General features: G+C 60.3%; 16 protein-coding genes. 6 read left to right on the top strand and 10 right to left on the bottom strand.

Going from position 1 to position 11,385, the window contains the following annotated elements:
- The first annotated feature begins 288 nt into the window (after positions 1 to 288).
- Positions 289 to 606, top strand: coding sequence for a plasmid stabilization protein (locus JT360_RS31955; protein ID WP_214477225.1), 318 nt, complete (start codon positions 289 to 291; stop codon positions 604 to 606).
- Positions 607 to 665: 59 nt separating this feature from the next.
- Positions 666 to 1,031 (top strand): PPC domain-containing DNA-binding protein, encoded by a 366-nt coding sequence (locus JT360_RS31950; protein ID WP_214477224.1) that lies wholly within the window; start codon positions 666 to 668, stop codon positions 1,029 to 1,031.
- 22 nt (positions 1,032 to 1,053) lie between these two features.
- On the opposite strand, the gene JT360_RS31945 is transcribed toward JT360_RS31950, so the two are convergent.
- The 3 genes from JT360_RS31945 to JT360_RS31935 form a co-directional block, all read right to left on the bottom strand.
- On the bottom strand, positions 1,054 to 1,662 hold the full coding sequence (locus tag JT360_RS31945) for a cysteine hydrolase family protein (RefSeq protein ID WP_214477232.1): 609 nt from the start codon (positions 1,660 to 1,662) through the stop codon (positions 1,054 to 1,056).
- Between the two features lie 264 nt (positions 1,663 to 1,926).
- Positions 1,927 to 2,529, bottom strand: a complete 603-nt coding sequence (locus JT360_RS31940; RefSeq protein ID WP_214477222.1) for a general stress protein — start codon at positions 2,527 to 2,529, stop codon at positions 1,927 to 1,929.
- 21 nt (positions 2,530 to 2,550) lie between these two features.
- Positions 2,551 to 3,294, bottom strand: a complete 744-nt coding sequence (locus JT360_RS31935; RefSeq protein WP_214477220.1) for a DUF4142 domain-containing protein — start codon at positions 3,292 to 3,294, stop codon at positions 2,551 to 2,553.
- Between the two features lie 257 nt (positions 3,295 to 3,551).
- Between JT360_RS31935 and JT360_RS31930 the strand changes: the two genes are divergently transcribed.
- The 3 genes from JT360_RS31930 (at position 3,552) to JT360_RS31920 (ending at position 4,824) form a co-directional block, all read left to right on the top strand.
- Positions 3,552 to 3,983, top strand: coding sequence for a GNAT family N-acetyltransferase (locus JT360_RS31930; protein ID WP_214477218.1), 432 nt, complete (start codon positions 3,552 to 3,554; stop codon positions 3,981 to 3,983).
- 181 nt (positions 3,984 to 4,164) lie between these two features.
- Complete coding sequence (locus JT360_RS31925) at positions 4,165 to 4,419, top strand: DUF982 domain-containing protein (protein ID WP_015319127.1); 255 nt, start codon at positions 4,165 to 4,167, stop codon at positions 4,417 to 4,419.
- Positions 4,420 to 4,422: 3 nt separating this feature from the next.
- Complete coding sequence (locus tag JT360_RS31920) at positions 4,423 to 4,824, top strand: hypothetical protein (protein WP_502845502.1); 402 nt, start codon at positions 4,423 to 4,425, stop codon at positions 4,822 to 4,824.
- A 28-nt stretch (positions 4,825 to 4,852) separates the two neighbouring features.
- Here JT360_RS31920 and JT360_RS31915 read toward each other — a convergent pair whose 3' ends face one another.
- The 7 genes from JT360_RS31915 to JT360_RS31885 all read right to left on the bottom strand — a co-directional run bounded on the left by JT360_RS31915 (position 4,853) and on the right by JT360_RS31885 (position 8,648).
- Entirely contained in the window at positions 4,853 to 5,185 is a 333-nt protein-coding gene (locus JT360_RS31915) for a hypothetical protein (RefSeq protein ID WP_214477216.1), read from the bottom strand.
- 2 nt (positions 5,186 to 5,187) lie between these two features.
- The gene (locus JT360_RS31910; protein ID WP_214477213.1) at positions 5,188 to 5,547 is read right to left on the bottom strand and encodes a hypothetical protein; all 360 of its coding nucleotides are present in this window, start codon (positions 5,545 to 5,547) and stop codon (positions 5,188 to 5,190) included.
- Positions 5,547 to 6,767 (bottom strand): NRAMP family divalent metal transporter, encoded by a 1,221-nt coding sequence (locus tag JT360_RS31905; protein WP_214477211.1) that lies wholly within the window; start codon positions 6,765 to 6,767, stop codon positions 5,547 to 5,549. Before JT360_RS31905 ends, JT360_RS31910 begins: the two co-directional genes overlap by 1 nt.
- A complete protein-coding gene (locus JT360_RS31900; protein ID WP_250889217.1) occupies positions 6,764 to 7,225 on the bottom strand; it encodes a hypothetical protein in 462 nt (153 codons plus the stop codon). The genes JT360_RS31905 and JT360_RS31900 overlap by 4 nt, the downstream gene beginning before the upstream one ends.
- 366 nt (positions 7,226 to 7,591) lie before the next feature.
- A complete protein-coding gene (locus tag JT360_RS31895) occupies positions 7,592 to 7,819 on the bottom strand; it encodes a hypothetical protein (RefSeq protein ID WP_250889216.1) in 228 nt (75 codons plus the stop codon).
- Positions 7,820 to 7,852: 33 nt separating this feature from the next.
- Entirely contained in the window at positions 7,853 to 8,392 is a 540-nt protein-coding gene (locus tag JT360_RS31890; RefSeq protein ID WP_250889215.1) for a hypothetical protein, read from the bottom strand.
- Between the two features lie 37 nt (positions 8,393 to 8,429).
- On the bottom strand, positions 8,430 to 8,648 hold the full coding sequence (locus JT360_RS31885; RefSeq protein WP_214477207.1) for a hypothetical protein: 219 nt from the start codon (positions 8,646 to 8,648) through the stop codon (positions 8,430 to 8,432).
- A 213-nt stretch (positions 8,649 to 8,861) separates the two neighbouring features.
- Here JT360_RS31885 and JT360_RS31880 point away from each other — a divergent pair, with 213 nt between their 5' ends.
- A complete protein-coding gene (locus JT360_RS31880; protein WP_214477204.1) occupies positions 8,862 to 11,162 on the top strand; it encodes an FdhF/YdeP family oxidoreductase in 2,301 nt (766 codons plus the stop codon).
- The last annotated feature ends 223 nt before the right edge of the window (positions 11,163 to 11,385 follow it).

The raw sequence follows: 11,385 nt of genomic DNA, 5'->3' as shown, positions 1-11,385 counted from the left end.
CATCACCGGCGAGATTTTGCCGGTCATCGGAGGTTACTGACGTCGCAATCCGAAGACATCTCACATCATTGAGCCATCTTCGACTCCGCACGATGATAACGAGACCCCAGACGACAATCGGCGGCCTGGCAGATTATCAATGCGGGAACGACGATGGCTGATCTCCGCATGCCATAACCAAGCAATTTCGTGGGACCAGATCGTTTCTGAATAGCCGTTTGGAACTCTCTCGTTGGCTTTCCGTTCAGACCTATCCAACAGGAGAAACGGCCCAATAGGAGAATGGCCATGCCACGAGGCGAGAAATCGAAATACACCGACAAGCAGGAACGCAAAGCCGACCACATTGCCGAAGGCTACGAGAAGCGCGGGATCTCCGACGAGGAGGCCGAGCGGCGGGCATGGGCGACCGTCAACAAGGACGATGGCGGCGGCAAGAAAGAGGGCGGCTCCGGTCGCGGCAAGCACACCGGCAATCCCGCCGCCCACAAGGGCGGCAAAAGCGGTGGCAAGGCAGCGGCTTCACGCTCAACCGCGAGCCGCTCAGAATCGGCGAAGAAGGCCGCCGCAACCCGCAAGCGGAACGCCGAGCACCATGCTCATTGACGGGTCAACATGACGACCGGAACACAAGCAGTTGGAAGACAAGCGGCCGGAACAAAGGCATGAAATCGCAGCTCGTCAACGAGATCGGCGGACAACGAACGTTGGGGCTCGATCCCGGCGAAGAAGCATTCGCCGCGCTCACGGCATTCGCGGTCGACCAGAAGGTCGGCAATGCCTCCCGCAAAATCCCGATCGATGAACAATGCGAGGTGCTGAGCGCAATCGGCGACGTCGCGCTGGATGATGACGGCAAGCCCAGCCTTCACGTTCATGCGGTGCTCGGATTGAGCGACAGCAGCACCAGGGGTGGACATCTGCTTGAAGGGATCGTGCGGCCGACGCTTGAAGTCACTCTGGTGGAAGCGCCCGGTCACCTGCGCCGAAGCAAACGGCCGGTGTCGCATTTGATCGATCTGGATGCTTGAAGCCGGCCGGCAGAAGCGGGTTTCAAGTCCAACTCGAGAGAACCGTCTCCATCTCGACCGTCTCGACCTGCTGTGCAAAGCGTTGGTGATACACGGTCAGCAGAGCGTCATGTGTTGCGTCGGAAGAACTACACAGCGCGTCCGTGACCAGAACCACGCGATAGCCGAAATCGATGGCTCCGAGCACTGTGGCCAGAACACACACATCGGTTTCGCCGCCGGTAATGACCAGCGTATCGATGTTGCGCTCCACCAGAAAAGCTCTCAGACGGCCTTCGAACCAAGGGGAATAAATATGCTTGTCGATGACCGCCGCCGGCGGACAGTAACCAGCCAATGCCGGTAACAATCCGACCATTTCGGCGCCAATATTTTCGATCGTCATCGAGGCCCAGCGCTCGTAATAGCGCTTCCACGATCCGACGCCCTGCCCCGGCTTCTGGGCGGGCAGGAAGCGCGTGAAGACGGTCTGCGTCGCCCGTTTTTCCACCAGCCTCTCGATCCGAGGAAGGACGCGGGTAATCCAGGGTGTTGCCCATTGTGATGGTTCGGCAAACAGCTGCTGCATATCCACACAGATATGCATGCACCGGTTGCCTAAGCGACCGTATGCCAGATCCGGCATCGACATCAGCGGATACTCGCCCGGCAGTGTCTTGTCATGATCCCTCGCGTTGCCATCAAAGATACGGAACGCCACGTGAAAGCGTTCGTTCCTGAAGGCGCAACAACCGACGCAGGCGGTCGACGTTTCCGCTGAGATGCATCGAGGCGCTCGTATGAAGTCGTTGGAGAGGCTATGCGGTCGCAAATCAGCAGGGCCGAGGCCAAGGTGGCGCTGAGCGGCGGATGTCTCTGCGGCAATATCCGGTTCTGCGTTGGAAGGGCTTGTCGTTCAACGCCGGTTGACTGCGCCAGCGCCGTCGCGATCGAGCCCCTCAGGGACATATTCGCCTGCATTGGGATCGAAGCCGGTCCAGCCGCCGGCCTCGTAGGTCCTGCGGCGCTCGGCCAGGTCGACCGATCTGGATTGACCCAAAATCTCCTCGGCATTCGCAACAAGTTCGTCGTCCACCTTGGCGGTCACCAAGGTGCCGCCACGGCGCACGCCCTCCGCATACACGTGTGCATCGTTCTCGGGCACGCCGGACTCCGTCAGAGCGCCGACAATGCCTCCGACCGCACCGCCGGCCAGCGCGCCGGCGACCGCCCCGGCGGCGGTGGCGGTGAGCCATCCGGCCGCGACCACGGGGCCGACACCCGGGATGGCCATGACGCCCAGTCCCGTGAGCAATCCGCCGGCACCTCCGACCACGGCTCCGATTCCCGCACCGCTCCCCGCGTCTGCAGCCGCCTCGGAACGATTTGCGTCGTACCAATCATCCGAATTGTTGGCGATGATGCTGATGTTCGAATGCGGGACTCCCGTCGCTTCCAGCTCGCCGACCGCATCGGCCGCGTCGTCATAATTCTCGAACAGTCCAGCTACCGTTTTCATCTGATTTCTCCTGATCCGTGCTCACTTGCCGGCGGCAACGACGTTGCCCTGGTAGTCGAGCCCAACGTCGAGGTTTTCGCCTGCTTTGGTCGCCCGGCCGCGCCAGATGCCCTGCTTGTCTTTGATGAGCTTCGATACATTGGAATAGCCCGCGTCCTCGATACGGCTCTTGGCCTGGGCTTCGCTGAAGCTGTTTGCCCCGGGGACGAGGGCGGCAGCGTTGGGAATATTGTCGGTCTTCACGGCCGGTGTTGTCGGTCCCGTGACGGCATCTTGCCGGGCGGCGATCTTTTCGATCGTCTGCTGGTGCATCGTCAACGTATCGACCGTTTGCTGGGCAAATGTCTTGAGGGCCACGTTGTCACCGCCGCTGGCATAGTTTTCGAACAGCTTGACGGCGTCGCCATGCGCCTTGACCTGCATGTCGAGATAGGCTGGATCGATCGGCGCCGGCGCGTTCTTCAGCTTGTCCAGATCGCCCTGGTGCTGGGCATCAAGCGCTGGCGGCACTTTCAATTTTTGTTCGCCGGCGACCGTTTGCAGCTTGGCGTTGGCCGCGCCGTGGTCCCGGATCATCATCTGTGCAAAATCCTTGATGCTCTGGTCCTGGACCTTGCTCAGCGCAATCTGGCTCGAGTCGACTTCGAACTTGCCGCCCACGGCAGCCTTATCCACAAAATCCTGGGCGCTGTCGGCAGCGAAAGCAGGCATTGCCAGAAGTGTGGAAGCGGCTGCGAGCGCTGCGGGAAGGTTTCGTGCTTTCATCGGCTTTGTCCTTGTCAGAGTGCTCGAATCCAGATGCGTCCTAACAAGCCAAGATATGCATTGTTCCGTTGCCAGGGACGACATGCCGGCGGACCCGTCAGCCCCAAATCCGTGGCGGCCTTGCTTGTCGGACCATTCCCAGCGCGCAATCTGCACGATGTAAAATACAGATACAGCCGCGGTAGCAGCGCCGGAACCGTACCCATCGCCATGGTTTCATCCTGGCGCTTGAATGTCCCGGCACAGGAGGACAACGCATGCCATCTCGACCCAAGGGATTTACAATCGCTTTGGCCTATACCGGGGATGCAAGAGCACAGGCCGCCGCGGCGCTTTATCAACACAACATTGCACAGACCGGGATCGACGACCGAGCTGTTATCGGAGCGGAGCTTTGGGACGCCTCAGGAAAGGTCTGGGGTGGGCTTTGGGGCAGAACGGAACTCGGACTCCTGTTTCTCGACATGTTCTTCGTGCCTGAGCAATTGCGTGGCCGATCCTTTGGATCGCAGCTTCTCAGGGCGATTGAGGAAGAAGTCATCAGGCGGGGCTGCAAAAAAGCCGTCGTCGAGACAAGCAGTTTCCAGGCGCCGCTATTCTATTTGCAGCACGGGTTTGAGGAATTCGGCAAAGTCGAATTCGGAATTCCAGGGTACGCACGCATCTTCCTTCGCAAGGACCTGCTGTAGGTATTGGACAGGCGCGCATAGGATGGCCCGATTGGATCGAGCTAACTGTTTTCAAGCGCCCGGCGCTCGGGAACAAATCGACGATTGCGGAGTTAAAGGCGGCGCATCGTAACCGGTCCTGCCCGCACTCTAAACGTTGGAGCGATGTGTCAGCTAAAGCGCGTTCCGCTTGGAGAGGCCTATGCGTACGGGACATTTCAGAAAGCCGATTGTCATTCAACCTGGCCGCATAGACCGGGACAGGGTTGTGGTTTCGGTGTCCGATGCAGCCGAAGTGCTGCTGCGGGACTGGCCAAAGCCGACATCCGAGAGGCGTCTTGCCGCGATCAGGGCGTGTCTTGCCGTGATGCGAGGCGAAAAGCCTCCCAGGGTTGCACGACAGGCCTTTATCGTTGCGGCCAAGGATGCCCGGATTTTGCTCGGCGACCAGATCTAGCCGTTGGCGCCCAGCACGCCCGGGCTTCGCCGGCACCTGCAAAATCTGGCAGAGTCCGATCTGAAAGAGAGAGAGACCATGGCCAAGGTGTCAAATCCTACGCCTGCTTCCGCGAGAGGCGAGATTCAGGCGGGAGCGATGCAGGACAAAACGCCGGGCTTCGATCCCGCCATTGCGCCGCTGGAGACCGACGCCGAGGCAGCGGACACCCAAAATCCGATTGCCAGGACAAGTCCGCCACGCTCGCACCCAAAATTCGAAAACGACGCCAGCTTCGCCAATGCGATGCGGCCGGTCGAGAGCGAACCAGAGCTGCGGCCTCGCAGCAACTGGCCGCTCTTGGTGATTGCAGCTGTCGTCTTGATAGCAGCCGCGGTTTTTCTGGCGGCAAGCATGCTGCGCTGAAAGTGTTCACGACGATACGGCGAATGACCTAATCCCGAAGGTCGGGTGCGCTCTTCATGCCTGAGAGTTCGGTCATCGGACACAGCAGCCGCGGCCGCGCCGGGTCGGAGATGTCGAGCTTGTCCCAGGGGATGCGATATAGGCCGTCGCGGCGACGCAGCCTAAAAAGATCCAGCATCGCCACGCCTATCGCCGAGACCGAAAGACGCTCGAAAGCAGCGTAGACGCCGACATGGAATTCGGTGACGACGAAGTCGTCGCCATCCCGTTCGGCACAAATTTCCTCAAGATAGCCGATGTTCTTGCCCCGCTGCGAGAGCACGCGTCGCCCAGCCAGACGCTCGAGATTGACGGTGGTCATCATCAAGCTCCCGGAATGCGTCCGATGACATGATCGCGCAGCCAGTCCTGCCATGCGAAAATCGACGTCTCGCGCACATCGATGTCGAATTCGATGTCGACGCCGATATCTCTGACCTTTTGCCAGGCGATCCGATGCGGCTCGCCATGGCGCCTGCCACCCAGCTTTGCCACAAGTTGCGCCATCCATCGCCCAGGCCGTTCGCCAAGGCGACGCGCCAAAGTGATGGAGCCGAGTTCAATCGCAACAATCCTTGGCGGCTTGCCTGGCCGCAGCTCCGCCACCAATCCGTCGACCTTGCCGATCTTGACCTGCTCGCGATCGACCACCTGCTTGTCGAGGAGATCACGCAGCAACTTCATCATGTGCCTCCGAATATCTGCAGCGGGATGGTCACCACGGCCAGCACGAAGCCAAGCGCGATGATGAGGATGACCGCGGTGTTCGAGATAATGCCGTTTCGATGCTCGCCGACATAGCGTTCGTCGTTCAGCAGAAACAGGAATGGAACCACCGTCAGCGGCAGGCTGGCCGCCGTCAGCGCCATTGAGAAGATGGTGAGCCTCAGCGGATCGAGACCAAGCGTGATGGGGATGGCGGCAAGCAACAATGACACTGTGTAGACGGCGCTGAAGCCCGGATTGTCGCACGGCTTGCGATCCTCGCCCCAATTCCAGCCGAAACCTTGAGCCACGAGATAAGCCTGCTGCAGCCCGACCTCGAGCGCGGCACCGAAGCAGGCAATGGCGAGAGAGGCCACGAACAGAACGAAACCCCAGAAGCCGAATACCGAGATCAGCATCAACGGCAATTGGTGATAGTCGTTCACCTGGTTGATGCCGTGCGTGGCGAGCACGAGAGCGGCCACGATCAACACGCCGATCGAAATGGCGCCGCCGAAGGTCATCCCTAGTCCCGCTATGGCCCGATTGGCGCCGAGATAGCTTTTGTCCCACTGGTCCTCGATAGCCCCCGAGGAATAGAACATGAACAGGTAGGGCGATATCGAGGCACCGAGAATGCTGACCGCCATGAACCAGTAATTGGCGGCATTGTGGGCTGGCAGCGAAGGCACGGCGCCAGCTGCGACCGCGGTCCAGTCGGGTTTCAGCATCACGGCGCCGACGACGAAACACAGCGTCACCAGGCCGAGGATCGACACGCCTTTCTCGATGAAGCCGAACGTGCCTTTCCAGAGCAGCAGCCATGCCAGGAAAGCCACCGGCAGCGCCCACCACTGGAAGCCGATGCCGGTGGCAAGTTCGAGTGCAATGGCAACGCCGCCGATCTCGGCGGAGAGCACCATGAAATTGACCAGCAAGGCGGCAAGCAACGGCCACAGAAAGACATTGAAGCCAAATCTCTCGCGGATGCCGTCGGAGATCGTGTGATGGCTCACAGCCGCGAACCGACCGGCCATTTCCACCAGAAAGATGATGCAGATGGTGCCGAGAACCACCGCCCAGATCAGCTGGAAGCCGAAAGTCGCGCCTGCCTGCGCCGCCGTCGCCACCGATCCGACTTCGAGGAAGCCGCCAACGCTGGTAACGACGCCGAGCGATATCTCCACGAGCTTCTTCATGGCTTCGGCGCGAAATATCTGGAATAGGCCGTGCTCAGCGAGCGCGAAGCCAACCGAAGATCCTGCTGCGCGTTTTGGACCTCTGCCCGATTGCCGGCCTGCAATCCCGCCTGGGCGCGAGCCACCGCGACCGACATATCCTTGACCGCTGCCGTCAAGGCAGCTTGCTTGGCGGGTTCAGCCGTCCCGGCTGATCGGATCTGCGCCTCGGCATCGGCCAGCGTCTTGCTGACCGATTGCAGCGTGCCCGCGGTGTAGGCAAACGGCGCCGCCCCGCCCATCCAAGCATCGAGCAACATCGATACGGTCTGCGCCGCAGAGGCCGCTGTTCGTGATTGCTGCTCGATCGGATCGGAAGACGAGCATCCCGCTGACATACCCAGCAGCAACAGCAAGCACAAGAAATCCAGCCTGAGGTGACGGCCACTGAAGGTCAAAGCCGGCGTCTGGTGCGCCAAGAAAGGTCTCCCCCGAGCCGAACGAAGCAGTGGTGCTCGATTTGAGTTGATCTAGAGCGATCAGGGAGCCCGTCAACGGAAGGCCCCGACAGCACGGGTTGCGAGCGAACTCAACCGGAAGCGGAACAAAGGATCGCTTGCGGGATTAAGAGCACGGCGGAGCCGGCTCAATCCCGTCCTGATCACCGCATCGACGACGTGAATGGACTGCTGGCACGGAGGATCCCGCAATGGCTCGTCTCATCGCCTGGATAGCGATCGTGGCAGTAATGATCATCGCGGCTTGGTTGTGGTTCGGCGGCCATAAAGCGAGCAATAATGGCGGGAGCCAGCCTGCGCCTCATGCGATAGACCAGAACGGGTAATTCAATTCTGCTCGGCCGGGTCCCGAGGTTTCTCGATCCTGTATTCGTGGATCAGGCCGAGAACCTGGCTTCTCACTGTCTCGCGCGCTTCGGGCTGGATGAAAGGCATCAGCCGGTCGACGGTTTCAACGACCGCTGGCGGAAGGTCCGCCACCGCATCGGTGAGTTCGCTGGCATGTTCATACATGTTGTCCGTCAGCTTTTTGTCGAGGTCGGAAAGGATGCCCATCATCAAGCTCCAGATCTGTGCTCTCCCGGCCTGTTAATGACTGGTCCGGCAGAGATGTTCCGTGTAGGAACTGCGCTCTGATCGGCTGAAGATCTTAAGAGGTGATCGTTTCAGATCACCGGCAGCGGCTGTGATTTCAAGACAATGTCGAAGCGCGCGGTTTCCGCTCCTGCCCCGAACAGCGCAAGGAACTGTCCCCAATGGAGGGAAACGACGCTGACCAGCCCCATCAGCGGGATCAATCATCTCAAGGAAGCTGTGCACATGCTGTTCGATCGGCATTACCGTGCGCGCCGTGGTGGCGTAGCGCACGTCCCACATCGCAGTCGCCTCATGAATGAAGAAGCTGACAATCATGACGGCGATGATCAGGGCGTTCACGTCGAGGAACATGGCGGCCAGCAGCGGTACGCCGACCTCGGCGAACATCAGAAGATGGATCAGCGATTCCTTGGCGCCCGTCGTCGATTCGATATGGGAAGCGCGATGGCAGAGCCAGTCGGCAAAACCAGCGATCAACCAGACCGGAAGCAGAAAATACATCAGGACCAGCACGGTGGGATCTGACAGCACGACGCCCCCTAATCTGCTTCTATCGGAGAGCCGTCAATCACTGCTGCCCCGGCATTTCGGTATTTTGCTTGGGATTTTTCTGGACGCCCGCAGCCCGTGAGGTATCCGCCGGGGCGTTGCCGCCCTGGTTCTGCTCAGGCGCCCGCTTCAACGGCGAGGTGCGCCAGCCCATATCGACGTAGAAAAAGCCGACAACGAAACCGACGATGATGACCACGGCTAGCAGGAGCGAGATTACAGCGTTGCGTCGCTCCATCGTCCGGCTCCTTTCCCTTGCCGAACAGCCGATGACGAAAATAGTTCCACAAGCAGGCGCGGCCGATGCCGGGGACCGGTTGCCGCCCGCGCCAGCCCGGCAAAGTCAGGATTGAGCGCGGCCCGGATTGCACCTGCGACGTTTCCTTCGCCGACTTCGGAACAAACAAGAAGGGGCGAGGTTTGGTATTCGCATTCGCGAGGACGACCTGTCATGGAACCTGCCGTTACCGATCATGTCGAGATCAAGAAATACGACCACCCGACGGGCGGCTGGGGATCCCTGTCCTCCCTGATCCGCAAGGCATATGGCGAGGGCCTGCTGATGTCGGGGATATGGAGCACGCTGCTCAAGCAGAACAAGGCGGACGGCTACATGTGCGTTTCCTGCTCATGGGCCAAGCCAGCCGAGCCGCGCCCCTTCGAGTTTTGCGAAAACGGCGCCAAGGCCACCATGTGGGATCAGACGAAGCTGCGTTGCGGCCCCGATTTCTTCGCGCGGCATTCGGTCACCGAACTGCTCGACTGGCCGGATCGCGATCTGGAAAAGCAAGGCAGGCTCACGGATCCGCTGCGCTACAATGCCGTCTCCGATCGCTATGAGCCGATGTCCTGGGATGAAGCGTTTGCCGAGATCGGCATGGAACTTCGGCGCCTCGATCCGAAGTCGGTTGTCTTCTACACATCCGGCCGGGCCTCGCTGGAAGCTTCGTTCATGTATCAGCTCTTCGCGCGCATCTACGGTTCGTCGAACCTGCCCGATTCTTCCAACATGTGTCACGAATCGACTTCGGTCGGGCTTCCCGAGTCGATCGGCTCGCCGGTTGGGACCGTGCAGCTCGAAGACTTTTCCAAATGCGACATGATGTTCTTCTTCGGCCACAACACCGGCGTGACGGCGCCGCGGCTGTTGCACCCGCTGCAGGAGGCTCGCCAGCGCGACGTGCCGGTGTTCACCTTCAACCCCTTGCCGGAGCGAGGGCTCAAACGCTTCAAGAACCCGCAGGATCCGGTCGATATGCTTTCACCGGGGCCGGGCACCAAGATGTCCAGCGACTTCTTCCAGGTCCGCAGCGGCGGCGATATCCCTGCCATGACCGGCATCGCCAAGGCGGTTCTGACACTCGACGACGCGGCTCGGGAGCACGGAAGTTCACGCGTTCTCGATGTCGAATTCCTCGCCGAGCATACGCATGGCTTCGCTGAATTCGAAGCCTATTTGCGCGCTGCCGAATGGGACGACATCGTCACACGGTCGGGGATCGCGCGACCGGATCTGGAGCATGTCGCGGAAGTCTACAGCCGCTCCAACGCGGTGATCGGCAATTATGGCATGGGCCTGACGCAGCACAGGCATGGCACCGAGAACGTCCAGATGCTGTGCAATCTGCTGCTGATGCGCGGCAACATGGGAAAACCCGGCGCCGGCATTTCGCCCCTGCGGGGCCATTCCAACGTCCAGGGCCAGCGCACCGTCGGCATATCTGAAAAGCCTGAACTCGTTCCACTCGACAAGTTGGCGGAATTCTATGCTTTCGAGCCTCCGCGCGAGAAAGGCCTCGACACGGTCGAGACTTGCGAAGGCGTCATTGCCGGTTCGGTGAAGGGCTTTGTCGGCCTGGGCGGCAATTTCGTCCGCGCCGTACCCGAAACCGGCCTGATCGAGAAGGCCTGGCGGGGACTTGGCCTGCATGTCGAGATTGCGACCAAGCTCAACCGCAGTCACCTTCATCCGGGGGCGGTAACCTATCTGTTGCCCTGCCTGTCGCGGCTGGAAAGAGATAGGCAGGCAAGCGGCGATCAGACCGTTTCCGTGGAGGATTCAACCGCCTGTATTCATGGTTCTTTTGGATCGCGCCCACCAGCTTCGCCAAATCTGCTTTCAGAGCCGAAGATCGTCGCCGAACTGGCCAAGGCCACCGTTCCTGGCATGAGCTCCATCCCCTGGGACAAGTGGGTCGCCGACTATTCCCGCATCCGCGATGAGATCGAGCGCTGCTTTCCGCAGCATTTCCGCCAGTTCAACCAGCGGTTCCTGACGCCCGGAGGCTTTCACCGCGATATAAAGGCATCGAAGCGAATCTGGGAGACGCCGAACAAGAAGGCTAATTTCAAACTGCCGACAACGCTGGAAACAGACCCCGACATCGATGTATCGGGGCGCAAGGTCCTGACGCTGATCACAGTGCGTTCCAACGACCAGTTCAACACGACGGTCTACGGTTACAATGACAGGCTGCGCGGCATCCATGGCACACGCATGGTGCTGCTGATGAACGAGGCCGACATACAGCAGTTCGGATTGACCGCCGGGCAACAAGTCGATCTCGAAACGCATGCCGACGACGGTGTGGAGCGGCGCGTGCGCGGCTTGCGCGTGACACCCTATTCCGTGCCTCAGGGCAACTGTGCCGGCTATTATCCGGAACTCAATCCCCTGGTGCCCCTGTGGCATCGCGCCAAGAATTCCCATGTTCCGGCCGTCAAAGCCGTTCCCGTAAGAATCGTTGGCTGAGACCAGGAAGCGGCTGAAAACCCGGAGAAGCTTTTCTTTTCACCAGGAAAAATGGAAGGCAATGTTCTCGGCGGCGTCATGGCATCCGAAAACGCAAGAGGCAACGGGGCTTAACCACGGGGCGATTTGGGCGACGCCGGCTGGGTTGGCTGCGTGCCCTGCTGGTCCCCGCCGGTAGTGGGTAAGCGCTGTTGTGGGGCCACCTTTCGGGAGTGGTCGCGAT

Origin of the sequence: Mesorhizobium sp. dw_380 (assembly GCF_018588885.1) — a bacterium.
Classification (GTDB): domain Bacteria; phylum Pseudomonadota; class Alphaproteobacteria; order Rhizobiales; family Rhizobiaceae; genus Mesorhizobium.
The sequence above is the reverse complement of the archived record's forward strand: the minus strand, read 5'-3'. Positions and strand labels throughout refer to the sequence as shown.